This window comes from Shewanella sp. A22 (genome assembly GCF_053850585.1).
In genome coordinates this window covers 1-24,323 of sequence record NZ_JBSQBN010000022.1, presented here as the reverse complement: position 1 = coordinate 24,323, position 24,323 = coordinate 1, and the positions used below count along the sequence as shown (strand labels likewise).

The following is a 24,323-nucleotide window of genomic DNA, read 5'->3' as shown; positions in this document are numbered from 1 at the left end:
ATATCATTAATATTGTTATTGCAGGCTTTTTTTATGTATTTGTAGTGAGCAAAGTCATACAAGCGTTTTAATTTTGACCATAATCACATAAATGAATCAAAAATAACAGCTATTTAAGCTGACTTAAGCACTAATTTAGAATAAAAGCTCCAATCGTTTCTGCCACCTGCTTTGCATTACCCATGTGTAGATGATGATCACCGGTCAATGTTACCATTTTAATATCATTGAACCAGGCATTTGCGTGTTGTTCTGACAGAGTGAGCTGCTTATACCCATCTTCTGCTGCGATAAATAAAGTACGCGTATCACTTGTGGACATTAATGCATCAACTTGTTCAAATGTAAAACGATTCAATGAGTCCAGTTTCAATCTTGGATCACTGCGCCATGCATATTTTTCATCAACGAGTTGCATATTACGTTCGGTGATCAATTGACACCAAGGCAAAGCTAATCCAGTAAGTTGATGACGAGCTTGAATAGCTACATCCATAGATGAATATGTGGGTATTGGACGGGCTAATTGACGATTAAAACGTTGTTGTTGCTGTAAGCCTTTACGCAAGCGTGACTTTGCATTTTCAGCAGGTTCAGACAATGGTGCCAAGGCCTCTATTAACACCAATTTAGCAATATTTTCGCCTAAACAAGCATTGTAAGCTGAAGCGATAATCCCCCCTAAAGAATGCCCAATAACAATAATAGGGCTGTCAACATCAGTAATCTCTGCAATAACGGCTTGTAAATCATAAATGTAATCAACCAAATTTAACGGATAACGGCCAGGACGATGCTCAGATAAACCATGTCCAGGCCAATCAATACAAAGAAGTTGATATTTTTCGAACAAGGCTTGCTCAGAAAAGGCATGCGCTAAAGGAAGGAAACTGTCCGCATTATCAAGCCAACCATGCAACGCTAAAATGATTGGTTTATCCGCTTGTCCGTAGCGTTTAGCAGCAAGTGCAATATGAGCCAATGGCAATTGAATTTGTTCTACATTAACGTTCAGCATGATTGGCTCACTTTACAAAAAATCTATTTAGCTGCGGTTTTGATAAATTTAAGTGTCATACGATCACTTTCACCAATATCCAGATATTTTTGTTTATCTTGATCACCCAGAGCTAAACGTGGTGGTAGAGTCCAAACACCTTTTTCATAATCTTTGGTATCTTTAGGATTAGCGTTCACCTCTGAGCTTGCCAATAATTCAAAACCATACTTATTGGCTAACTCAACCATTTGGTTTTCATCCATATAGCCACTTTCTGCTGGCATACCTATCTTAGCGCGATGTTCAACAACCCCCAATGAGCCGCCAACTTTCAACACATCATGAGCAGCTTTAAACACACCTTCTAACTCACCTTTCATAGCCCAATTATGCAAGTTTCGGAACGTTAAAACATGGTCTGCACTGTTATCTTTGCCTAGTGAGAACGTTGCTGGAGGATCGAGGGTTACAAATTGAACATTACCTACGCTGGCTTTGTTATCACTCACCCACTTCTCAAATTTAAGACCAGCAGATTTATAATAAGTCGTTCGAGGGTTATCTTCTTTTGGTTTGGTTTCAAAATTGGCAGCCACATATTGACCCTTTTCGGCTAAATATGGCGCTAAAATTTCCGCATACCAACCTCCACCGGGCCATAGTTCGATAACGGTTTGATCAGGTTTTATATCAAAAAAAGCTAAGGTTTCTGCTGGGTGGCGGTATTGGTCACGCAGTTTATTATCCTCAGAGCGAAATTTACTGGCAACAGCCTTAGCAAGTGAAGCATTAATCTGCGGTACGGTAACCGTGTTTTCTTGCGCACTATCAGCAGCATTGATTACGGTTGACATACCCAAACTTGATAAGCCAATTAAGGCTCCTAACATCATGTTACGTTTCATTGTGATATTCCCTTTTTTTGATCAACTTTACGCCAACAGAGCAACAACATGAATCCGCTAAATACCAGCCATGTCATGACCCATAACCAAGCGGGTATCCACGTCAGTTGGGCTAACATTACCGCATCACCCTGACCGTTTAATCCCAATAACACCATAGGACTCGCCATGGCATTTAATATTATCATTAAGCCTAATATACGCAGTAAGGTGTTTAACAGGCTACTATTTTTTAATTTAAGTGGTAATAAAAAAAGTATTATCAATACACTAAGAATAATAATAGTTAACACATCCCTCGCCCAAAAGAGAAGTGAGGCAGCTACCGTTATGCCTAATAATGACAAGGTAAACCTAATAGTCTGTTTTTGAGTGGCCATGAGAAATATGGCATATCCCCATATTGCAGCGCCGAAATAACCAGCATACGCAATCAATATGCTACTGCCTCCTTGACTAAAACAAAGGCCAGCACCATTGGGGAATAATTGAATATGACTCACAGAACCGCCAGTCAATATTGTGGCAATACCATGAGATAACTCATGAAAATAGCTTTCAAACCATTTAAAAGGAATAGAAATGTAAGCCAAGCGAGTCAATAAAAAAGCCAAGAGTAATTCAATCATAAAACGGCCACGACTGGGTGTTGCAGACAACCGCACGTTAGGCATATAAATCAATACCAACCATTTGTTGAATTTCGTCTCTTTTTGCAGAGTGTTGAGTTGTTAAATATTGGGCTATCGCACCACGGTGGCCATGAGTATCACGGTCATATTCAACACGGGCTTGTTGCTTGGCCGATAAGATAACATCATCAACGATGGCTACTTTACTGTTCTCAAGGCTTTGTTGTTCAATATGTGAAGCGGTAGGATTAACAACTATGGGGTCTTGGGCCGGTGAAATCGGTCGATTTCCGGCTACAGCCTGGCTCAAACTGACTGGGCCAGATTGGTTATTTGCCATTGATAATGCTGCATTTATCGTCATTAACGACACCATTTACCTAAATATGTATCTTATACTTTATGTCAAATAGGCCTGAATGGCTATTCTCGACCTGGAAGTTTTTTCCACGTGACGGTATCGCGTAGGTAAACAGGTGCGAGTTCATCTACAGTGGTATTTAACCCTTGTTGGTAGCCTTGTTGTGCCAGAATCAACATGGCTTTGGCGTCTGGATACCTTGCAAGGTTACATTGAGTAATCTGTGGCGCAATAGTCAATAATTGTGGATAGGTTTCAAATCCGGTACCGCAAACACTGATGTTATTTTGTGTATCAAGTATTAATTCAATGTCTTGTGGAACGCTAACGTGCTCTTCTCCCACTAGAGTGGCTATGCCATCTTTCGCAACATATTGCCCCCAATACACTTCGTTCATTCGAGCATCGATACAGCACAAGACTTGGGTTGCACCTTGTTCTGCTATTGCTATTTGAGCCATCGCCGCTAAGGTTGAAATACCAATAACAGGCAAATCTAAACCTAAAGCTAAACCTTGGGTCATACTAGTACAAATACGAATACCCGTAAAACTGCCCGGGCCACGGCCATAAGCAATTAAATCAACATCAGCCAATGTTACTTGGGCTTGTGCTAACACTTCGTCAACCATAGGTAATAAACGTTGACTGTGTTCACGTGGTGCATCTGCAATAAGCGAAAATACATTATTATTAATGGTTAATGCTGCAGAACAAGTTTCAGTACAAGTATCAAGCGCGAGGATGGTTAACGGCTTTGGCATTATGATGGGTTACCCAGTAAAAAAGCATCAAATAAGCGCAATATGATAACTGATACTGACCTTATAAAAAAGCTTAAGGGATTTGTTTTAAAAATTGTAGTGCTCGGTCTAAGTCTCGTGTGCGTTGCATTGGTGGCAATGAATTAACAAATGCTTGTCCATAAGCACGATTGACGATGCGGTTATCGCACAAAATTAACACACCGCGATCTTTCTCATCACGAATGAGTCGGCCTACGCCTTGCTTTAAACTGATAACAGCTTGCGGCAATGAAATATAACTAAAGGGATCATGCCCCTGACGTTCGGCATTAGCCGCCCGAGCTTTGTATAACGCATCATCTGGTGACACAAACGGCAATTTATCAATAATCACACAGCTCAATAATTTACCGCGAACATCAACCCCTTCCCAAAAACTACTGGTACCAAGCAATACCGCATTACCTAACTGTCTAAATTTATTTAATAAACTTTGTTTACTTGCTTGGCCTTGTACCAATAACGGATAAGCCACTTTACCTTGTAAAGCTAATGCAACTTGCTCAAGCATTTGGTGGCTGGTAAATAAAATAAAAGTACGTCCCTGAGCGGCATTAATGGCTTGAACACACACATCAACTAATTGTTTCACCGTATGCTGCGACTGCCCTACTTTACCTAAATGGCGCGGCACACAAAATACCGCTTGATTAGGGTAATCAAATGGGCTATCTAAAATAATTTGTTGTGCTGTTAGTAAGCCAAGCTCGGTAGCAAAGTGAGCTAGCGTTCGGTTAACCTGTAATGTTGCCGAAGTAAAGATCCACCGTGTATCGGGGTCAAATAACTGTTGGCATTGTTTAGCCACATTGATTGGACTCAGCCTTAACATGATAAAACGCGGACCTAACTCAACACTGTAAGCCGCTTGCATGTCTTTGCATTCAAAATAGTCCTGCAGCTTCTCCGTCAGCTCATGCAATTGTTCAAACGCTAAATCAAGTTGATCATCTCGGCCAAGATGATGACGCATAATATTAGCAAGATCTGCCAATGTTTGCTGTAATGCCCACGACACAGTAGCTAAGTACTTATTAGCAAGCACTTTACGCCAATCCGACACTTGATTGTCATACATGGCATTGTGCCAATCACTTAAAGCCACCAATCCACGTTGCGACAATTGTTCTATTTGTATACTGTCGCGTATCACTTCTTTATGTATTTTAATGATACCGTTAAGCAACTGATCAACTTCGCGACTGGAAATATGGCTGCCAAAATAGTTGATGCAAATATCGGGCACTAAATGTGCCTCATCAAAAATTACCACATCAGGGTCTGGCAACAACTCCGCAAATCCAGTGTCCTTTAATAATCTGTCGGCAAAAAATAAATGATGATTGACCACCACGACTTTTGCATCCATTGCCCGAACTCTTGCTTTACGAGTAAAACACACATCATAGTGAGCGCACTTTTTTCCAGTGCATGTCTCTTTAGTGCTCACGACGTTAGGAATAACCTCAGAATGTTCTGCTACAGAGGTTAGATTACCGATATCGCCGTCTTTGCTTAAATGTGCCCACTGGTTAATTTTGAGTAAGTCATCAATATAATATTCAGCAAACTGACTGGCATTTTGCATTTGTTTTTCTAGGCGTAACTGGCATAAATAGTTATTACGCCCTTTTAATAACGCTATTGGCACACGCAAATCCAGCATGGTTAACAAAGCAGGTAAGTCTTTTAAAAACAACTGTTCTTGGAGGTTCTTACTACCAGTGCTGATAACCACTTGTTTACCGCTGAGTATCGCTGGAATCAAATAAGCATAGGTTTTACCAACCCCCGTACCCGCTTCTAAAATCAGATTATGCTTTTTAGCAATAGCATCACTCACCGCAACGGCCATATCGGTTTGACTTTGCCTGTTGTGATAATGATGTACATGTTTCGCTAACGCACCGCGATCGCTAAATTCATGGATTACTGATTGGGTAAGTGTAGCGCTCAAAGCATCCTCAAATTATTGCCGTAATGCAGATGTAATATGGTTTGAGCTATTATGCTGATAACAGCATCATGATCCAACTGTTTATCATCAAAAGTTGTCAAGGTTGCTGTGATATCCATAACGATTATCCGGTTAATTAAATTGAGTTGAGTTGAAAACAGAAAATGCTGACCACCAGCGTGACACAGCACTTTTTGACGCGGATAAAGTATAATCAATCAGATATTTTATCAGTTACTGAGCAAACACCTTTTGAATTGAGTGTTCTGGGGTGAATTCAAGCGCCACTCGTTGATTAGTAGCATTGCGCTTAACACTCATACTCATGACTTTTTCGGCCGCTGCCTGCCCAAATAAATTAAATGACAATGTCCAATCAGTCGCTTTTGCATCAATCGAAAAGCGCCCCATGAGAATTAATTGCGTTGTCGAACCAGAATCATGATGATCATCGCCCAATGAAAACATTAATCCTTCTAAGGGACGCAAACCATTATTATCCTTAAATTTTAGATTGGCCAATATTTGAGAGATTATTTCAACACGATGTGCATTAAACTCAACCGTTGATAAATAGCCACTATTGTCATCATCGATATTATCAAATGCGCTAATAGGTAATGACAACACCATAAAAGCGCCATTGTTAACCATATTGATGGTGCCGTGTTGAGCCACCATCATGTGCGATTGCGCCTCTGTAGCCAGCAGTAAACTCATCATAAAAACAATCACCATTATGTGGTTTTTCAAAACGTACATTTGATGTCCTCTTTAAGCGTAATAAGATTGATTATTACGGTGGTGGCAATTGGCCAGCAGCTTCAACTTCACCTTTAACACATCGCTGAAAAAACGGATAACTATCTGTTGCGTAGTAATGATAAATGCCATTAGGAAATTCTGGAGTGACCCCCACTCGGCCATTACATTCATCCAAATCGCCAGAGCCTTCTATATATTCCCAGTCTTGTTTAAACGTACCTAAAGCATATAAATCGGTTGAAGGTCTGCTATCACTTACCTCTGTGGCCAACTGGTAACTGCCTGTGACAACTTTAAGTCCGGAAGTTGCATCATCTGCTGTGCTATATCCATAACGGGCGTAAATTGGGAAACCATCAGATGCCCATGCAATTAAGGTCATGGTGTTACTACTGCCGCCGTGGAGCGCAATAAAACCTTCTGGCATACCATGGTAATGATATGCGCCACTTGGCTGAACATGAGCGTTATTGTCGTCAGTACCAAAATCAAAACTAGATTGACCCAGCGCCTCAATGTTCCAATTACCGACATTCATAGCCGCATCACAAATTAAACCTGGATCGTCACAAGTACCGGCAGTACTGGCATCTATTTTCACCCCGTTTAATACATACCCCTGCGGCCCTGACGGTCCACCTAATTGGGTAGCCACATCGGTTTGAACTGGCAACAAGGTTATACTCGCTGTGATCACTTGCTCAGTGATCATGTTGGGATTGCCATCATTAGGAAAGGTACCCACTTCGTGGTCTGGAATTCCATTGGCGACTAACTCACGCATATCATCAGCACACGTCCATTGCGATTCGCTGTTATAGCCAACTGACTCCGAATCGTTAAATTCATTGTATGAATAATCACATGTCACACCATCGGTGCTGCTGTCGGTGCTCACATCATTATCTGTCGTAGTGTCTACCACTGTCAGACTGGTACTGTCATCGGTTGACGCTGTGGCATCATCACTGCTGTCACAGGCCGTTAATAAACCTGCTAATACCAAAGTACATAATAGAGATTGAGTAAACTGACGATGTTTTACGAATAGTGTCATGTCATCGATTCCTTTTAGTGGATCGTAAAATGGTTTAACGAAGGAAATGCTTAATTACCTATCGATGATATAGAGACAATGTGCAGAAAAATCGCATAAAAACCACAAAAGTGGTGGATATGGTAAATAAGATGTTAATGGAATAATTCGCTGTCTGATGTTTATGGCAAAACATCAGCGGTATGAGAAGGTAACCAAAAATGTGAACCGCGTAAACTTGAGTAGAAAGGTTAACATTAACTTGTGGGTCGTCTATCAATAAGGTTTTCACTACAAGGTTCTGTAATTTAATCATTGTGCAGTAAAATGCCAAGGGCAATAACGGCTTGTTTACAGTTAATTACCCTTAGCCCTTTAATCACTATGTCACTATGTCACTAAATTAATGACTTAACGACTTTAGCGGCCAACTATATCCACGCAGACATCTGTTCTTTAGTGGGTTTACTGCCTTTGTGAACCACTGTCTCATCAACCACCACAGCAGGTGTACTCATAACGTCATAAGCCATAATTTTAGCCATATCTGTGACTTTTTCGATTTTTATTGCAACACCCTTTTCATCGGCAACAGCTTGGGCAAGCTCTGCGGTTTCAAGACATTTTTTACAACCAGAACCCAAAATTTTAACCGTCTTCATTATTTATCCTTATAGATGTTGATGAAAAAATCATAATACCGGTGCTAACGCATTAAAGATCCAACCGACGAGAGTAAATGCGACTAATAACACGCAAAATAATATCGCCAGCAAGCGCCATTGCATAACTTGTTTTAACAAAATAAACTCAGGAAAACTGGCTGCAACCGTACTCATACAAAATGCCAATGTTGTGCCTATTGGTAGACCATTAATAATCAGACTTTCCATAACCGGAATAACCCCTGTTGCATTGGAGTAAAGTGGAATACCCAGCAACACCGCTGCAGGAACAGACCACCATTGCCCGTCACCTAAATGCGTTTCAATCCAACCGTCAGGCACAAAACCATGTAATGCTGCGCCCAAACCCACACCAATAATGACCCATTTCCACACTCGGCCAAAAATATCTAGCATCTCAGTTTTGGCAAATTGGTGTCTTTGTGGAAATGACATTTTTTGCACATTTTCATCGGTATTGACAAGCCCCTTTTGTTGACCACGCTTTAAGGCTTCGGCGGCAAATGATTGTAACCAGCGCTCGGCCTTAATGCTGTCTAGAAACAGGCCACCTAACATGCCAACACTCATCCCAACAGCAACATACAGTAACGTAAATTTCAGTCCCAATAAGCTCATAAGTAATAAGATCGCTACTTCGTTGATTAAAGGTGAAGTAATCAAAAAACTCATGGTGATCCCCAAAGGGATCCCTGCTGATGTGAAACCTAAAAACACCGGGATACTCGAACAAGAGCAAAATGGTGTCACCACGCCAAAACCAGATCCCATTAAGTAACCTAACCCACGGTGTTTTCCTGCTAAATAATCCCTCACTCGTTCAACATTTAACGAGGCCCTTATTAGGGCAATGAGATAAATCATCACTAAAAGTAAAGCAAAAATTTTAGTCACATCTTCAACAAAAAAATGCAATGCATCACCCAGTTTTGTTTCTGGCGACAAGCCCATTGCACCAAAAATAAGCCAAGAGGCAAAATCAGAGAAAACCTGAAACATAACTCAATACTCGATAAACATGGTCTTATTAAAATAGCGGTTTTATCTACTCTAATATAAGATCTAGGTCTCGCTTTCTAAACATGACGTTAGCTGACATCAACAATAATGCCCGTGTAATCATTGAGGTAATTTGAACAATTGTGCCGATGAACATGACAAATGGCTTATAGCATCATCTGTGTAACTGCCATCACATCAACACCAAAGCTGCACATATGTATTAATTTGTTTATGATGTGCATATAAAATTGTAAGTTAATATCAACTGCTGAGATCACGTAATGCAACGTAGACAGTTTTTAAAAGTGGGAGTACTCGGTGCCGCCGTTGGTGTCGCAGGAGCAAGTGCTTTGTGGTTAAGCCAAGGCAATGATCCCAAACTCCTGACACTAGCAGCATTATTAGCTAAGTTAGATCAATTAAAAATGTTACCGACAGAGCAACTTGCAACATTAAGCACAGGAGAATGGAACTGCGCGACAGTGTTGACTCATTGCGCTCAAAGTGTTGAATTTTCAATGACGGGATTTCCTGAACATAAATCAACACTATTTAAGCACACTGTCGGAGCATTGGCATTTTCAGCTTTTGTGACAAAAGGGGCAATGTCACATAACTTAGCAGAACCGATTCCTGCTGCTCCCAGTATTCATCCCAATACAGATGTCAATCAAGCACTGACAAGACTGATCAAATCCTTGAATGATTTTAAGAAATTTAACGGCTCATTATCACCACATTTTGCCTATGGTGAACTCAACAAAGCAGATTATGAATTGGCCCATGTGTTACATTTTTATAATCACTTAGACACCTTCAAGCACATAAGTTAACGAGGAACATCGTTTGCTAACCACAGGCATTAACTACCGAGTCGCGATGCCCAATTACCATTATGTTGCTGTTTACACGCGGTTTCGGTATCAAAGCTTACATGTTGTTCGATATTTTTTATCCTCAATATGCTCCTTGGCAAGAGTGTCTTTAATTACGCTTAATAATCCGGCTTTATGGCCGCTTTGGTTAAATGTCCTGAGTTGTGCATCGGTATCGAACACACAAATGATGCGTAAACTACTTGGAAAGGCCCCATAATTAACTAAATGCGTAATCCATACAAACCCAGGGTAAGTTGCCATTGCATAATCGCATACAGCCGTGAGCCCCAGCCTAAGTTGATTATCGATTTTCTTGTCAGTTTTCCGCATAATAATTCACCATATTAAACAATGTGATAGCCAATCAACAAACCTATTCATGAGCAATATTGATGAACCCACTGATAGTCTATCATGTGATTCTCGAACATTTTATTGCTATATTAACAACATCATAATACCGTAAACATACAGATTTCTAACACAAGTATTGGGCTTAAGGAAAAGCAATAATGAAATGGATAATTGTTGTGGTACTCAGTTGGTGTATTGGCTATATAAGTTATCCCCTGCTTGGAGCTAATAACACCGACAATACAACACCATTCCAGGTTTTATCTCATCAAACACCGTCAATCAGTCCTATACAATCAGAACCTACATCCTCAGGACAATTGATGCTTAGCACAATCAACAGTTTACCTCCCACACAACATGATCGTGAAACAATAAAAGCATCATTAAACAATGATGACACACCCTATATGTCCATTTTTCAGCTTATGCAATTGGCAGAACAAGACCCATTAGAAGCACTATTGATTGCCCAAGAAACCCAACATGAAGACTTATATGGTTTTATTTTAGAGATAGCCGGAAAAAAGCAGTTTTCCAGCGTAATGTCATGGCTTGAGCAACAAAAAGTATCAGAACATTACGAATCGTTACTCGACAGTTACTTGCGTGGTTTAGCTTCAGTCAACCCACAACAGGCATTAAATGACATCGAACTACTGGCAATAGATCCAATGAAATCATCTATCATGATCTCTATTGTCGACTCTTGGGCCAGTACAGATGCAATAAGCACATTTGAATGGTTAAAACAACAACCTGAAACCCCATCAACATTAAAGATGTATTTGAATACTATGTATTACTTCATTGAACAATCACCAAATGAAGCTGCAAATTTAATTTCATCGTTGCCGTTAAATGAATCTTCTAATTATTTGATCACCTCAATGGTTTATCATTTAGTTGAAAAGAACATTCAAGATGCGGTTGATTGGTTAGACGGTATTTCGGTCGAACAGCGCGCCAGTGGCGTGTTCATTATTTCTCGTAAAATGGCAGAAACTGATCCCGAAGCTGCCTTAGTATTTTTAAACGACCAGAAACAAGCTTACGATTTAAATCAAGATTATTTCAACAGTGCACTTGCAGAAATAGCCAGTGTTGAACCAAAGATGATGATAGCGAGAATAGACAATTACGAAGCCAATGTGCAACGAGATATTATGATCAATGCCAGTTATGCCCTGACAGAGCATACAGAGTCCAATTTCTTGCAAATAATCGATTCATTGTCTGATGACAACAAAGACATCGCATTTCGCCAACGAGCCAATCTGCTCAATCAAACTGCTCCCCAACAGGCATTTACGATTGCCGAACGTATAAACGACGCCACAATTCGTGAAGAATCGATTATTCGTACTGTGAATGTATGGAGTGGTTTTAATAAACAAGCCGCATTAACGGCGATTGATAACTCAACCCAATTAACTACCAATCAAAAAGCCAAGATAATTAATCAAATTCAATTACAGTTAACATCATCAAATATTATTTACCCTTAGTACATTTGCAGCGGTATTCATATTAAAATACTGGCAACAGATATTGATGGCATTGAATAATACCAATCTCATTAAATATCTGATCAGTTCAGAGTCTCTCAGGTTTTTCAATTCAAGGCACATTGATGTAGAAATGGTTGTTCCCTTTTAAATCGATGTAACACAGAAGTGGAATACCTGAGAGACTCCATTCTGGTGGGGTTCAAAGTCCTTTATGCTTCGTTAGATGCTTTCAAAATACGACGGCATGGTCTATTTTTTTCCAAAAAAATAAGACATTCCCACCATCCATGGCGGTCAGATGCTGGAGGTAGAGTAACGCAGGAGCTTGTTACCGAGGATCACTATTCGCTTCAATCATCTGCCTTGCCTACAGCACTTTGAACGCCCGCTGAAAGACCACATATTTAATAGGATTGGTATAAATTGACATCGTCAACATGCTCAAATTTACTAAAAATAGTCACTCGAAAAAATGAATGAATATATTCAACTGACAATAATAGGTGCTTAGTGCACCACATTCTGGATTGTAGTGTACTAAGCACTTTAGCTTCTTTATACACTCTGGGCGCTCGTGTTCAAAAAGCATCAAAACGGTTTGCGCGCCTTCTAAATACGTTAGTTAAATAAATCGTTTTCTTTTCGTCTAAGGCCTGTATATTTGAATAATTAAACAGTCTTTAGGTGAAATAGCATAAAATATCAATACAATAACGACAACAAGGACTTTTCATGAAAGGTTTTTCACTGGTGTTAACCAGTTTAACTATGGCGATTTCTGCCATGACACACGGGGCGGAAATTGATCTCAACCACATTCAACGTTTAGGCCCAGTAAACCAGCTAACCGCAGCGCCATTGTCGAAAAGTGCTCATGCAGATACACTGCGTACTAATATAGTCAGGCGTATAATTGAGCAATCAAGTTACAAAAAAAATAAAACTGTTCAAATATTTAATCAACAAATGACCTGGAAAGCAGCATCATCAAATATAAAAGGTGAAGGCTGGTTAGTCTATCAACTACCTATATCGACTGATCGTTTTACCCAAGGCACATTAACCATTAACGGACTTGAAGATCCGCAGGTGTATCTCAATGATCAACGAGTAAAATCTGCAAATGAAGTCAGCTTAAAGCTAACTAGTGGGGACTACCAAATTGTCATCTTGGCCGACGGTCAACAAAAAAATGTCCCTTTTAGCGTTGATTGGCAGGGTAAAAGCGATATCGATAGTCTCGCTTTTTCTGAGAAAAAAACGCAACGAGTCTCTGCTGAGCAGCTATTTGATGCCAAAGTAATTAACGACTTAACCCTATCACCTAATGGTAAGTACTTATTGCAATCGACTATCGAATACCAACCAAGCCAAGGTGATACCCCCATTCAAGTGACCGAGTTACACAAGGTGTCGGACAACAGTGTGGTATATCGTTGGCAAGATAACCGCCCAAACAGCGCTGTATGGTCGAGTGATAGTCAACAATTGGCGTTTGTGGCCAATAAACAAATTCAGTTACTCAATGTGGCTGACTTAGTTATTGAAGTCGTCGCAGCCGATATTGAGAATGTATCAGGCTTACATTGGTACGACGACAGCCTGTTATTTAATTGGCAAAAACCATTTGAAGCCGATGAAAAAGCGACCTCAAAGCGTTTTAGGGCATTAGAAGACCGCTGGAGTTATTGGCGCGACAATAGCCAACTTTACCAACTAGATGTGGCTTCAGGCTTTATTCGTCAGTTAACTGATGACAAGATTAGCACCGATTTTGTCGACAGCAATGTCGATAAAAATACGCTGTTATTGACTCGCTCGCCGGTTGATTATGCTGAGCCTGCCCATGGATTAACTCAGTTAATTGAATTGGATCTAAAAGACTTAACCGAAACCATGATTGGTGAATATCGTAGCTTTAGCGGTGCGTTATACGCTGATGATGGTATGTACATCACCGCAGGTCCTCGCTTTATGGATGGTGTCGGTATTCAGGACAAATCCATTGAAGTGAATGATTATGATGGTCAATTATATTGGCGAGATGACAAAGGTAATGTGAGTGCATTAAGCAAAGACTTTGACCCTGCTATCGGCAATATGACTAAGCTTAAAAATAATGATGTGATACTGACCGTATCTGAAGGCGACCGCTCACCGCTGTATGTATTTGATAAAAGTAAAAGTCGATTTAGTAAAATCGACACAAGTGTTGATATGGTAACTCACTTTAGTGTCGCCACAGAACAATCTACCCCAACCATAGTGTTTGCGGGTACGTCGGCCACAGTGCCACAAAAAGCATATAAAATGGCATTGAATGCTAGCCGTAAAGAGTTGTTGTTCGACAGCCAAAAACTCAGTTATGCCAATACCCGTTTGGGTGAGATCCAAGATTTCGATTTTACCAATAAGCTTGGCCAAAATATCGATGGTCGGGTGTATTTACCAGCAGACTTTGATGCCAATAAAAAGTATCCGGCATTAGTGTATTACTATGGCGGTACTTCTCCTGTTGGGCGTCACTTTACTGGTCGTTGGCCATTTAATTTATGGGCTGCCCAGGGGTACGTAGTGTATGTACTGCAACCCAATGGCGCTACCGGTTATGGCCAAGCGTTTAGTGGTCGCCACGTGAATGCATGGGGGAAATACAGTGCCGATGACATTATTGAAGGGACTAAAGCCTTCTTAAACGCGCATAGTTTTGTCGACCCTAAACGAGTGGGCAACATGGGCGCATCATACGGCGGCTTTATGACCCTGTATTTAGCTACCAAAACTGATATTTTTGCTGCGTCAATGTCTCATGCTGGGATCAGTAATTTATCATCTTACTGGGGCCATGGCTGGTGGGGTTATGGTTATTCTGGTGTGGCGAGTCGTGGCAGTTTTCCGTGGAATAACCCTCAGCTGTATGTAGAACAAAGTCCGTTATATCATGCAGATAAAATCACTACGCCATTATTGTTGATCCACGGTAATGCCGATACTAACGTGCCTGTCGGTGAAAGCCATTACATGTACACCGCACTCAAGCTGTTAGGCAAAGAGGTAGAATTGGTTGAGTTTAATGGTCAAAACCATCACATCAACAGCCGTCAAGCTCGCTTTGATTGGTGGAATACTACCATGGCTTGGTTTGACTTAAAGTTAAAAAATCAGCCTGAATGGTGGAATAACCTTTATCCTGAAACCAAACAGCAGTAGTTATTTATAAGATAAGCCTAGGGTTGAATTATACTCGATTATTTTTCAGCCCCTTTTATAAATCACTTCACTTTTTTCCAATATCAACGCGATTGCCGCCAGCATTTTTTGCTCGATACATTGCTTGATCTGCATGTTTAAGTAATTCTTGTTCATCATCGCCGTCATCTGGATAACGCGCAATGCCAATACTCGGCGAAAGATGGAGAGTCATATTATCGAAGAGATAAGGCTTCTCAAGTTCAGCGCGAATATTTTCAGCAATCACAAGTATATTGGTATATAAATCAATGCCATTTAACACCACGACAAACTCATCACCACCAAAACGTCCAACGGTATCGGATTTGCGAATACAATCACGCAAACGTTGGGCAATATTCTTAAGTAGTTTGTCACCAACAAGATGTCCGTAACTATCATTTACATTTTTAAACCCATCAATATCAATAAATAACAATGAAAGATGCGTGTTTTCGCGGCGCGCTAATCCAATCGATGTTTGTAAACGACCAAATAATAAAGCTCTATTGGGGAGTTCAGTTAATGGATCATGTCCTGCAATATAATGAAGTTGCTTCTCCATCAATTTTCTTTCGGTAATATCGTGAGCGATTGCAATTCTAAATTGATGGTCTTCAGACCATCGTGCCGACCAAAGAATATCGATGACATTTCCGTCTTTACGGACCCAGCGATTTTCAAAACGCGGTTGAAGTTTTCCGTCCAGCAAGCTTTCAACTACTTTCAGTGTTTTTACACTATCTTCGGGGTAAACAAAATCTATCATGGATCGGCCAATCACCTCATCAGGAGAATATCCAAAAATATCTTCAAATGCAGCACTAACAAAAACAAAATATCCTTTTTTATCAACAACACAAACTGCATCTAACATTAAATCGATAACCGCTCTAAGTGCCACTAAATCAAAGGTTTTCATACTATTCACACCTCGAGACGTCAGCTAAATTAATAAAACATAATACACGTCAGCTCATATGTGGCGTTAAATAAACTCAATGCCTTAATAACGATATGGTTGAACCATTCGATGCGTAAAAGCTGTGGTAATACGCTTAATCATACCAAAGCATAGTTTATCCATTAAAAAAATGACTTCCCCACGGCTTTAGTTGCATAAAAATCAACCGATTAATTAATATCTTTACCTTAATGAATGCTGGATGATAAATAAAGGGCGTCATTCTGTTAAAAGGTTTTAGACCTCAACAACCCTAGGCCAATCCGCAAGACCAATAACAGCTCAACTGTTAACCCATTTTATTGTTCTAGGGCTATTAACTACAACAAACAACAATTCACATCTTATGCAAAAAAATTCGTAATAAAATCACATTAATGCTTTATCAGCCCTTGCAAACGAGTTTAAATGCGGTTAAGTTAACTGCAAGCAAATTAATTCAAATTTAATGAGTGCATAAAACCTCATTTAAATTGATTAACAATATTATAGTAAAGAGAATAATCATGAACATCCAAGTGACTACAATCCATCATCATCACCATATGCGGTAGCCTTCGGATGCTTACTGCCGAAGGACGTTATCCTTCTGGTGGTGAACAATATTTCACATAAACCCCTGGAAGGAATTTCAGGGGTTTTTTGTTTTCTAAATTATATTTTATTTCAACTTTTAAATTTACACATTTTATATTTAAACCATAAGGAAGTATCACATGAGTGAATCAAAGCGTTTACGTATTGCCATCCAGAAATCAGGCCGTTTATCAAAAGAGTCTCAACAGTTACTGAAAAGCTGTGGCGTTAAATTTAACGTTAATGAGCAACGCTTGATTGCACACGCAGACAACATGCCAATCGACTTATTACGCGTGCGTGATGATGATATTCCAGGCTTAGTTATGGACGGTGTTGTTGACCTAGGTATTATTGGTGAAAACGTACTTGAAGAAGAGCAAATTGAGCGTCAGCTAGCTGGCAAACCAGCTGAATGTACTAAATTACGTGAGTTAGATTTTGGTTCTTGCCGTTTATCATTAGCGGTACCCAATGAGTTTGCGTATAAAGATGCAACATCTCTTGAAGGACTTCGTATCGCCACTTCTTACCCGAACTTGCTACGCCGCTTTATGCAAGAAAAAGGCATTAACTACAGCGATTGTATGCTTAAAGGTTCAGTAGAAGTCGCACCTCGCGCAGGTTTATCAGACGGTATTTGTGATTTAGTGTCTACAGGCGCCACTCTTGAAGCGAATGGCCTATATGAAACAGAAGTGATTTACCGCTCAATGGCGTGCATCATTCAATCAAATCAAACTCAATCAACTGAAAAACAAGCGCTCATCAACAAAATCTTATCTCGAATGAATGGTGTTATCCGTGCTCGTGAAAGTAAATACATCTTATTGCACGCACCACTTGAAACCTTAGACCAAATCGTTGCCCTACTTCCTGGTGCTGAAAACCCAACAGTATTACCACTTAATGACGACACTAATCGTGTGGCTATTCATGTTGTGAGTACAGAAGATTTGTTCTGGGACACAATGGAAGAGTTGACCGTATTAGGTGCAAGCTCAATTCTGGTCATGCCTATTGAAAAAATGATGGGGTAACACAAATGCAAATCCTCGATTGGGCTTCTTTATCAACCGTAAAACAACGACAAACGTTAGCGCGTTCTCCACTCATTGGGGATGCCAGTGCCTTGCAAGGTGTTCGCGACATTATTGAGCAAGTTAACAGTCAAGGCGATACAGCCTTACTGAAATTTAACCAGCAATTTGATGGCGTTGATCTCACTGAATTGGCATTAACTGCAGAGCAAATTAGTGCTGCATGTTCACGAGTCAGTAGCGACGTGAAGCAAGCGGTAGCACAAGCAGTAGCTAACATTGAAACCTTTCATAAAGCGCAGGTGTTTCAGGGTGTAGATATCGAAACTCAAGCGGGAATTCGTTGTGAACTCAGAAGCGAGCCTATCGAACGTGTCGGATTATATATTCCCGGTGGCACCGCACCATTAATTTCTACAGTAATGATGTTGGCTTTACCGGCAAGAATAGCTGGCTGCGGCAAACGGGTATTAGTCAGTCCACCACCGATTAATGATGCGATTATTTATGCCGCTAATGTTTGTGGTATTACCGATATTTTCCAAGTTGGTGGAGCACAAGCCATCGCGGCACTGGCTTTTGGTACCGAATCAGTACCCAACGTAGACAAAATATTTGGCCCAGGTAATCGCTACGTGACAGAAGCAAAGCGTTTAGTCTCACAAGACAGCCGTGTTAGCGTATCTATAGACATGCCAGCCGGTCCGTCGGAAGTACTCGTTATTGCCGACAAAGAGGCCAACCCTGCTTTTGTGGCATCCGATCTACTGTCACAAGCTGAACACGGCGTTGACTCACAAGTGATGTTAGTCACTGACTCATTAGCACTAGCAGAGCAAGTAAACCAAGCCTTAACGGAGCAATTAGCACAATTGAGCCGTAAAGATATTGCCGCATCAGCGCTAGAATGCAGCCGTAGCATTATTGTCAGTAATATGGAGCAAGCCGCTAAAGTATCTAACTTATATGGCCCAGAACATTTAATTATTCAAACAGCGGCGCCTCGTGAAGTACTTAAGCAAGTGCGCGGCGCAGGTTCGGTGTTTTTAGGCGCTTATACACCAGAGTCTGTTGGCGATTACGCGAGTGGGACCAACCACGTTTTACCAACGTATGGTTATAGCCGTTCGGTATCAAGCTTGTCATTGGCCGATTTCAGTCGTCGGTTTACGGTGCAAGAACTCAGCAAACAAGGACTGCAAACCTTAGGTCAAAGTGTCATGGTATTAGCTGAAAACGAACTGTTAGATGCGCATAAAAATGCCATTGCCATTCGTTTAGCCAGTTTGCAATAGGGAATATTGTTGAGCTTTAAGCTGAAACTGAAGTGATGAGTTAACACCTTATATAGAATAAAAGTAGAGAGCATAGCCATGAGTCAGACCCTAGCAGCGCCTTTTAATCCAAACACGTTAGCAAGACCCGAATTACTGACGTTAACACCCTATGAAAGTGCCAGACGTATCGGTGGTAGAGGTGATATTTGGGTCAATGCTAACGAATCGCCATTTAATAATAGCGATCTTGATAAAGTTAATCGTTACCCAGAATGCCAGCCTCCTGAACTCATCAATGCTTACAGCCGTTATTCCGGCGTAAAGACGAGTAACATTATTGCCAGCCGCGGTGCAGACGAAGCGATTGAATTACTCATTCGTACATTTTGTATCCCTGGAGTCGACAGTATTGCTTGTTTTGGCCCGACCTATGGTATGTATTCAATTAGCGCAGCAACTTTTAATGTCGCGGTTACGGCGCTAAGTTTAACCGATGAGTATCAATTACCGGATGCCTGGTCAACTCAAATAGACAATGCCAAAATTGTGTTTATTTGTAACCCAAATAATCCAACCGGAACCGTTATTGCTAAAGATAAAATTGAACAAGCGATACAAGCGGCACCAAATTCAATTGTAGTGGTAGATGAAGCCTATATTGAATTTTGCCCTGACTACAGCGTGGCAGATTTATTGGGTAAGTACCCTAACCTCGTTGTGTTACGCACCTTATCTAAAGCGTTTGCGTTGGCCGGTGCTCGTTGTGGTTTTATGCTCGCTAATGATGAGATTATAGATTTAGTGATGCGAGTAATCGCGCCGTACCCAGTGCCGTTACCAGTATCAGAGCTTGCGACTAAAGCCTTAAGCCAAGATGGTATTGACACCATGCAAACTCAAGTCGCGACGTTAGTTGCACAAGGCAAACGTTTAAGTGATGCACTACAGGCTTATGGTGCCAAAGTGTTACCAGCAAATGGCAACTACGTGCTAGCTAAATTTGACGATGTCGGTGCTGCCGCTAAACGCTTAAGTGATTCAGGTGTTGTCGCTCGCGCCTATAAAGATCCGCGTCTTGCTGACGCAATTCGCTTTAGCTTTACCAATGAACAACAAACAAATTTGATTATCGCTTTGTTTGAAAAAAGTCTCTCTGAGTCAGTAGCATAGCGTGCAATAAATCGCTTCAACAGACAGAGTGAACAACAGATTGATAAACGCTTAAATTAATACTAATAAAATTACACCCTATTTAAGGCAGTAAACATGAAACAGAGCATATTATTCATCGACCGCGATGGCACCTTAGTTGAAGAACCTGCAATCGATAAGCAGTTAGACAGTTTGGCTAAATTGGTTTTTGAACCACAAGTTATTCCAGCGTTACTTAAATTACAAAAAGCAGGCTTTCGCCTCGTAATGGTCAGTAATCAGGATGGTTTGGGCACGCCTTCTTTTCCAAAAGAAGACTTTGATGCACCACACAACATGATGATGCAAATATTCGAAAGCCAAGGGGTTAAATTTGATGATGTGTTGATATGTCCTCACTTTAATGATGAAAACTGCAGCTGCCGTAAACCGAAGCTAGGTCTAGTAAAAGACTATTTAACCCAAGGCAAAGTCGACTTTACGACTTCGGCTGTCATTGGCGATCGCGACACTGACGTTGAACTCGCCAATGCCATGGGCATTAAAAGCTTTAAATACCAACGTGACAGCTTAAACTGGGACAATATTGCCAATGCTTTACTCAGCAAAGGCCGTATTGCGACTGTTGTTCGCACCACTAAAGAAACCAATATCAAAGTCACCATCGATCTTGATAGTCAAACCAAAGGTGAAATTGAAACCGGAATTGGTTTCTTTGACCACATGCTTGATCAAATTCAAACCCACGGTAACTTTAGAATGGATGTGAATGTCGACGGCGATCTAGAAATCGACGACCACCACAGCGTAGAAGACACGGCATTGGCTATCGGTGATGCCATTCGCCAAGCTTTAGGTGATAAACGTGGTATTGCCCGTTTTGGTTTTAGCTTACCAATGGATGAAGCCAGCGGTGAATGTCTCATGGACATTTCTGGTCGTCCATTCATTAAGTTCAATGCTGATTTCGACCGTCAAATGGTCGGAGAGATGGCCACTGAAATGGTGCCACATTTCTTCCGTTCATTTGCAGATGGTCTGCGCTGCACATTGCACATTGGCTCACAAGGCGATAACGATCACCACAAAGTAGAAGCCTTATTTAAAGTGCTAGGCCGTACACTTCGCCAAGCGGTGAAAGTTGAAGGTGACATATTGCCATCAAGCAAAGGTGTGCTGTAAGGAGTTCATGTGACACAAATATCAAATGCTTCAAACACTGCCAATGATCTTACTGTGATTATTGACACCGGTTGTGCCAATTTAAGCTCAGTACGGTTTGCTTTTGAGCGCCTAAAAGCCAATGTGATTGTCAGCGCTGACTTTGATGTTATTCGCAGCGCAGCAAGAGTAGTACTGCCTGGTGTTGGCACCGCTGGTGCGGCTATGGACGCCCTAAAACAAAAGAACCTCATTGAGCTAATTAAAAGCTTAACGCAGCCCGTTATGGGCGTATGTTTAGGCATGCAAATGCTGGCATCTTTGTCTAATGAACATGGCGGCCGTAGCGAGCAAAACATCACCTGCTTAGGGCTAGTGCCCACTGACATTGGCGACTTAGACAGCAAAGGCTTACCTTTGCCCCACATGGGCTGGAATCAAATTGAGGTGAGCGATCACCCATTATTTGTCGGCATAGAAAATGGCAGCTACGTGTATTTTGTTCACAGTTACCGTGCGCCAATCAGCGAATATACTTTAGCCAGTAGCACATATGGAGAATCATTCAGTGCCGCCATTGGTAAAGGCAATTTTTTTGGGGTGCAATTCCACCCAGAAAAAAGTGCCAAAGTGGGTGCGCAAATTTTACAGAACTTTTTACAGATGGGGTTAAACATGAGGACACCACAGTGATTATTCCTGCCATTGATTTAATTGACGGCCAAGTGGTGCGTTTGTACCAAGGTGACTACGACAAACAAACCACCTTTGACTTAAGCCCGCTTGTCCAGTTGCAATCTTACCAAGCCCAAGGGGCAAAACTGCTGCATATCGTCGACTTAACCGGTGCTAAAGATCCTAATAAACGTCAAACCCAATTAATTGCTGAACTTACCGCTGGACTGGATGTTGACATTCAAGTCGGTGGTGGTATTCGTAGCGAAGAGCAAGTTGCCGAGCTCCTCAATATTGGTGTTAAACGTGTGGTTATAGGCTCGCTTGCCGTTAAAGAGCCTGAACTGGTTAAAAGTTGGTTTGTAAAATACGGCAGTGATGCAATCTGTTTAGCGCTGGACGTCAACATTAACGATGAAGGCGAAAAAATTGTCGCAGTATCAGGCTGGCAATCTGGTGGCGGTAAATCACTAGAGTCATTAGTCGCCGAATTTGAAACGGTCGGCCTTAAGCATGCTTTAGTGACCGATATTAGCCGTGACGGCACTTTAACTGGCGCTAACACCGAACTTTACACTGAGTTAGCGGCAAGTTATCCAAACATTCTGTGGCAAGCCTCTGGCGGTATTGCAACCCTCGACAACGTCGCTGCGGTACGCGACAGTAAAGCCTCAGGCATTATCATTGGCAAAGCTTTATTGATTAATCAATTTACCGTTGAGGAGGCAATACAATGCTGGCCAAACGCATAGTTCCGTGTCTTGATGTACGCGAAGGTAAAGTGGTTAAAGGCGTGCAGTTTCGCAATCACGAAATTGTTGGAGATATCGTTCCCCTCGCCGCCCGTTATGCCGAAGAAGGTGCTGATGAATTAGTGTTTTATGACATTACCGCCAGTGCTCACGATAGAGTCATTGATAAGTCTTGGGTTAGCCGCGTTGCAGAACAAATTGATATTCCATTTTGTGTTGCCGGAGGCATTAAAACCATTGAGCAAGCCCGTGAAAAATTGGCCTTTGGCGCTGATAAAATATCAATTAACTCGCCTGCATTAAGCGACCCAAGTTTAATATCACGCCTACAAGATGAGTTTGGCCGCCAATGTATTGTTATTGGCATTGACTCATTTTACGACGCCGCCAGTGATAGCTATAAAGTAAAACAGTTTACCGGTGATGAAACGGCGACTAAAGACACCCAATGGTATACCCAAGATTGGGTCGAAGAAGTGCAAAAACGCGGTTGTGGTGAGATAGTATTAAACGTCATGAACCAAGACGGCGTGCGCGGCGGATATGACATCAAACAACTCAGCATAGTACGCGCCATTTGCGATGTACCGTTAATAGCCTCAGGCGGTGCGGGCACTATGGAACACTTTAAAGACGTGTTTGAACTCGCCAAAGTTGATGCAGCATTAGCTGCAAGCGTATTTCATAAAGGCATTATAGATATTGGTGAGCTAAAGCAATATTTGCACGCCAATCACATTGCGATTCGTTTATAAGCTTAGGCTTTAACGACGAAACCCAAAAAATATAGCCTCACCCAATAAGAGATTACACATGACAAGCATTACATTTGATAGCACAAGCGTAGATTGGGACAAGCAACAAGGGTTAATCCCAGCGGTTGTACAGCACCACCTAACGGGCAAGGTCCTCATGCTAGGCTACATGGATCAAGCCGCATTAGAAAAAACCTTAGCCACTAAACAAGTCACCTTTTTTAGTCGATCTAAACAACGTTTATGGACCAAAGGCGAAACCTCTGGTAACACACTTGATCTCATTGCTATCGACAAAGACTGTGATAACGACAGCTTTTTAGTGCAAGTTATCCCTAACGGCCCAACTTGCCATACTGGTACTGAAAGCTGCTGGTCAGATGGCAACGCGCATCCTTTTATTGATAATCTGACCAAGTTGATTATTTCTCGTAAAGGCCAAAGTGCAGATTCAAGCTATACCGCATCGCTCTTTGAGCGTGGTACTAAACGTATGGCCCAAAAAGTCGGTGAAGAAGGCTTAGAAACCGCCCTTGCTGCAGCAACCCATGATAAAGAAGAGCTTATTAATGAAGCCTCTGATTTAATGTACCACTTAATCGTGCTACTTGAAGATCAAGGTTTATCGATGGCAGATATTAATAAAAACTTGTTAGATCGCCATAATAAAGCCAAATAGCTTTGACGCTTTAATCGCACAATAAAAAAGACGCTAATGCGTAATGCCGTTCACTTAAGGTGAGCGGCACTTTTTCTTTTTGCTACCGGATACTTGTTTTTACTGACTTTTAAGCAGCGTGGATAACTCCTCTCTCGCTTGCCTTCTAACTTAAATTGTTTGGCATTT

At 41.2% G+C, this 24,323-nt stretch carries 23 protein-coding genes; 11 read left to right on the top strand and 12 right to left on the bottom strand.

What is annotated here, in order from left to right; genetic code table 11:
• Positions 1-130: 130 nt before the first annotated feature.
• The 10 genes from ACWXWT_RS06170 to ACWXWT_RS06125 form a co-directional block, all read right to left on the bottom strand.
• Positions 131-1,018 (bottom strand): alpha/beta hydrolase, encoded by an 888-nt coding sequence (locus tag ACWXWT_RS06170; protein ID WP_456040742.1) that lies wholly within the window; start codon positions 1,016-1,018, stop codon positions 131-133.
• 23 nt (positions 1,019-1,041) lie between these two features.
• Positions 1,042-1,905 (bottom strand): class I SAM-dependent methyltransferase, encoded by an 864-nt coding sequence (locus tag ACWXWT_RS06165; RefSeq protein WP_456040741.1) that lies wholly within the window; start codon positions 1,903-1,905, stop codon positions 1,042-1,044.
• The gene (locus ACWXWT_RS06160) at positions 1,902-2,579 is read right to left on the bottom strand and encodes a M50 family metallopeptidase (RefSeq protein WP_456040740.1); all 678 of its coding nucleotides are present in this window, start codon (positions 2,577-2,579) and stop codon (positions 1,902-1,904) included. The genes ACWXWT_RS06165 and ACWXWT_RS06160 overlap by 4 nt, the downstream gene beginning before the upstream one ends.
• Positions 2,572-2,901 carry a hypothetical protein gene (locus ACWXWT_RS06155; RefSeq protein ID WP_456040739.1) on the bottom strand — a complete coding sequence of 110 codons (330 nt, stop codon included), beginning with the start codon at positions 2,899-2,901 and terminating at the stop codon, positions 2,572-2,574. The genes ACWXWT_RS06160 and ACWXWT_RS06155 overlap by 8 nt, the downstream gene beginning before the upstream one ends.
• Before the next feature lie 59 nt (positions 2,902-2,960).
• Positions 2,961-3,662: a tRNA (adenosine(37)-N6)-threonylcarbamoyltransferase complex dimerization subunit type 1 TsaB gene (gene tsaB / locus ACWXWT_RS06150; RefSeq protein ID WP_456040738.1), complete on the bottom strand. Its 702-nt coding sequence runs from the start codon at positions 3,660-3,662 to the stop codon at positions 2,961-2,963.
• A 73-nt stretch (positions 3,663-3,735) separates the two neighbouring features.
• A complete protein-coding gene (locus ACWXWT_RS06145) occupies positions 3,736-5,661 on the bottom strand; it encodes an ATP-dependent DNA helicase (RefSeq protein WP_456040737.1) in 1,926 nt (641 codons plus the stop codon).
• 234 nt (positions 5,662-5,895) lie between these two features.
• On the bottom strand, positions 5,896-6,423 hold the full coding sequence (locus tag ACWXWT_RS06140; RefSeq protein WP_456040736.1) for a hypothetical protein: 528 nt from the start codon (positions 6,421-6,423) through the stop codon (positions 5,896-5,898).
• Between the two features lie 34 nt (positions 6,424-6,457).
• The gene (locus ACWXWT_RS06135; protein ID WP_456040735.1) at positions 6,458-7,483 is read right to left on the bottom strand and encodes a YHYH protein; all 1,026 of its coding nucleotides are present in this window, start codon (positions 7,481-7,483) and stop codon (positions 6,458-6,460) included.
• Positions 7,484-7,893: 410 nt separating this feature from the next.
• Positions 7,894-8,124: a thioredoxin family protein gene (locus ACWXWT_RS06130; protein ID WP_456040734.1), complete on the bottom strand. Its 231-nt coding sequence runs from the start codon at positions 8,122-8,124 to the stop codon at positions 7,894-7,896.
• A gap of 30 nt (positions 8,125-8,154) precedes the next feature.
• A complete protein-coding gene (locus tag ACWXWT_RS06125; RefSeq protein ID WP_456040733.1) occupies positions 8,155-9,147 on the bottom strand; it encodes a permease in 993 nt (330 codons plus the stop codon).
• Positions 9,148-9,431: 284 nt separating this feature from the next.
• Here ACWXWT_RS06125 and ACWXWT_RS06120 point away from each other — a divergent pair, with 284 nt between their 5' ends.
• Positions 9,432-9,983, top strand: a complete 552-nt coding sequence (locus tag ACWXWT_RS06120) for a DUF1569 domain-containing protein (RefSeq protein ID WP_456040732.1) — start codon at positions 9,432-9,434, stop codon at positions 9,981-9,983.
• Positions 9,984-10,073: 90 nt separating this feature from the next.
• On the opposite strand, the gene ACWXWT_RS06115 is transcribed toward ACWXWT_RS06120, so the two are convergent.
• The gene (locus ACWXWT_RS06115; RefSeq protein ID WP_456040731.1) at positions 10,074-10,358 is read right to left on the bottom strand and encodes a Fis family transcriptional regulator; all 285 of its coding nucleotides are present in this window, start codon (positions 10,356-10,358) and stop codon (positions 10,074-10,076) included.
• Positions 10,359-10,540: 182 nt separating this feature from the next.
• Here ACWXWT_RS06115 and ACWXWT_RS06110 point away from each other — a divergent pair, with 182 nt between their 5' ends.
• A complete protein-coding gene (locus ACWXWT_RS06110) occupies positions 10,541-11,890 on the top strand; it encodes a hypothetical protein (protein ID WP_456040730.1) in 1,350 nt (449 codons plus the stop codon).
• Between the two features lie 735 nt (positions 11,891-12,625).
• Complete coding sequence (locus tag ACWXWT_RS06105; protein ID WP_456040729.1) at positions 12,626-15,103, top strand: alpha/beta hydrolase family protein; 2,478 nt, start codon at positions 12,626-12,628, stop codon at positions 15,101-15,103.
• A 67-nt stretch (positions 15,104-15,170) separates the two neighbouring features.
• Here the strand turns inward: ACWXWT_RS06105 and ACWXWT_RS06100 are convergent, their stop codons facing one another.
• The gene (locus tag ACWXWT_RS06100; RefSeq protein ID WP_456040728.1) at positions 15,171-16,046 is read right to left on the bottom strand and encodes a diguanylate cyclase domain-containing protein; all 876 of its coding nucleotides are present in this window, start codon (positions 16,044-16,046) and stop codon (positions 15,171-15,173) included.
• Between the two features lie 758 nt (positions 16,047-16,804).
• Between ACWXWT_RS06100 and hisG the strand changes: the two genes are divergently transcribed.
• From hisG to hisIE, 8 genes are all read left to right on the top strand, one after another.
• Positions 16,805-17,704 (top strand): ATP phosphoribosyltransferase, encoded by a 900-nt coding sequence (hisG, locus tag ACWXWT_RS06095; protein WP_456040727.1) that lies wholly within the window; start codon positions 16,805-16,807, stop codon positions 17,702-17,704.
• 5 nt (positions 17,705-17,709) lie between these two features.
• Positions 17,710-18,999 (top strand): histidinol dehydrogenase, encoded by a 1,290-nt coding sequence (gene hisD / locus ACWXWT_RS06090; RefSeq protein ID WP_456040726.1) that lies wholly within the window; start codon positions 17,710-17,712, stop codon positions 18,997-18,999.
• Between the two features lie 78 nt (positions 19,000-19,077).
• On the top strand, positions 19,078-20,151 hold the full coding sequence (gene hisC / locus ACWXWT_RS06085) for a histidinol-phosphate transaminase (RefSeq protein ID WP_456040725.1): 1,074 nt from the start codon (positions 19,078-19,080) through the stop codon (positions 20,149-20,151).
• A 96-nt stretch (positions 20,152-20,247) separates the two neighbouring features.
• Positions 20,248-21,315, top strand: a complete 1,068-nt coding sequence (gene hisB / locus ACWXWT_RS06080; protein ID WP_456040724.1) for a bifunctional histidinol-phosphatase/imidazoleglycerol-phosphate dehydratase HisB — start codon at positions 20,248-20,250, stop codon at positions 21,313-21,315.
• Positions 21,316-21,324: 9 nt separating this feature from the next.
• Positions 21,325-21,987 (top strand): imidazole glycerol phosphate synthase subunit HisH, encoded by a 663-nt coding sequence (gene hisH, locus ACWXWT_RS06075; RefSeq protein WP_456040723.1) that lies wholly within the window; start codon positions 21,325-21,327, stop codon positions 21,985-21,987.
• On the top strand, positions 21,984-22,721 hold the full coding sequence (gene hisA, locus ACWXWT_RS06070; protein WP_456040722.1) for a 1-(5-phosphoribosyl)-5-[(5-phosphoribosylamino)methylideneamino]imidazole-4-carboxamide isomerase: 738 nt from the start codon (positions 21,984-21,986) through the stop codon (positions 22,719-22,721). The genes hisH and hisA overlap by 4 nt, the downstream gene beginning before the upstream one ends.
• Positions 22,703-23,476 carry an imidazole glycerol phosphate synthase subunit HisF gene (gene hisF / locus ACWXWT_RS06065; protein WP_456040721.1) on the top strand — a complete coding sequence of 258 codons (774 nt, stop codon included), beginning with the start codon at positions 22,703-22,705 and terminating at the stop codon, positions 23,474-23,476. The genes hisA and hisF overlap by 19 nt, the downstream gene beginning before the upstream one ends.
• Positions 23,477-23,534: 58 nt before the next feature.
• Positions 23,535-24,155: a bifunctional phosphoribosyl-AMP cyclohydrolase/phosphoribosyl-ATP diphosphatase HisIE gene (gene hisIE, locus ACWXWT_RS06060; protein ID WP_456040720.1), complete on the top strand. Its 621-nt coding sequence runs from the start codon at positions 23,535-23,537 to the stop codon at positions 24,153-24,155.
• Positions 24,156-24,323 lie beyond the last annotated feature (168 nt).

Excerpts from the sequence above, each read along its gene's own strand:
- ACWXWT_RS06165 (WP_456040741.1), bottom strand. The coding sequence starts at position 1,905 with ATGAAACGTAACATGATGTTAGGAGCCTTAATTGGCTTATCAAGTTTG.
- ACWXWT_RS06125 (WP_456040733.1), bottom strand. The coding sequence starts at position 9,147 with ATGTTTCAGGTTTTCTCTGATTTTGCCTCTTGGCTTATTTTTGGTGCA.
- tsaB (WP_456040738.1), bottom strand. The coding sequence starts at position 3,662 with ATGCCAAAGCCGTTAACCATCCTCGCGCTTGATACTTGTACTGAAACT.
- ACWXWT_RS06140 (WP_456040736.1), bottom strand. The coding sequence starts at position 6,423 with ATGTACGTTTTGAAAAACCACATAATGGTGATTGTTTTTATGATGAGT.
- hisC (WP_456040725.1), top strand. The coding sequence starts at position 19,078 with ATGAGTCAGACCCTAGCAGCGCCTTTTAATCCAAACACGTTAGCAAGA.
- ACWXWT_RS06120 (WP_456040732.1), top strand. The coding sequence starts at position 9,432 with ATGCAACGTAGACAGTTTTTAAAAGTGGGAGTACTCGGTGCCGCCGTT.
- hisF (WP_456040721.1), top strand. The coding sequence starts at position 22,703 with ATGCTGGCCAAACGCATAGTTCCGTGTCTTGATGTACGCGAAGGTAAA.
- hisIE (WP_456040720.1), top strand. The coding sequence starts at position 23,535 with ATGACAAGCATTACATTTGATAGCACAAGCGTAGATTGGGACAAGCAA.
- ACWXWT_RS06105 (WP_456040729.1), top strand. The coding sequence starts at position 12,626 with ATGAAAGGTTTTTCACTGGTGTTAACCAGTTTAACTATGGCGATTTCT.
- ACWXWT_RS06100 (WP_456040728.1), bottom strand. The coding sequence starts at position 16,046 with ATGAAAACCTTTGATTTAGTGGCACTTAGAGCGGTTATCGATTTAATG.
- ACWXWT_RS06130 (WP_456040734.1), bottom strand. The coding sequence starts at position 8,124 with ATGAAGACGGTTAAAATTTTGGGTTCTGGTTGTAAAAAATGTCTTGAA.
- hisG (WP_456040727.1), top strand. The coding sequence starts at position 16,805 with ATGAGTGAATCAAAGCGTTTACGTATTGCCATCCAGAAATCAGGCCGT.
- ACWXWT_RS06115 (WP_456040731.1), bottom strand. The coding sequence starts at position 10,358 with ATGCGGAAAACTGACAAGAAAATCGATAATCAACTTAGGCTGGGGCTC.
- ACWXWT_RS06110 (WP_456040730.1), top strand. The coding sequence starts at position 10,541 with ATGAAATGGATAATTGTTGTGGTACTCAGTTGGTGTATTGGCTATATA.
- ACWXWT_RS06170 (WP_456040742.1), bottom strand. The coding sequence starts at position 1,018 with ATGCTGAACGTTAATGTAGAACAAATTCAATTGCCATTGGCTCATATT.
- ACWXWT_RS06160 (WP_456040740.1), bottom strand. The coding sequence starts at position 2,579 with ATGCCTAACGTGCGGTTGTCTGCAACACCCAGTCGTGGCCGTTTTATG.
- hisB (WP_456040724.1), top strand. The coding sequence starts at position 20,248 with ATGAAACAGAGCATATTATTCATCGACCGCGATGGCACCTTAGTTGAA.
- hisD (WP_456040726.1), top strand. The coding sequence starts at position 17,710 with ATGCAAATCCTCGATTGGGCTTCTTTATCAACCGTAAAACAACGACAA.
- ACWXWT_RS06155 (WP_456040739.1), bottom strand. The coding sequence starts at position 2,901 with ATGACGATAAATGCAGCATTATCAATGGCAAATAACCAATCTGGCCCA.
- ACWXWT_RS06135 (WP_456040735.1), bottom strand. The coding sequence starts at position 7,483 with ATGACACTATTCGTAAAACATCGTCAGTTTACTCAATCTCTATTATGT.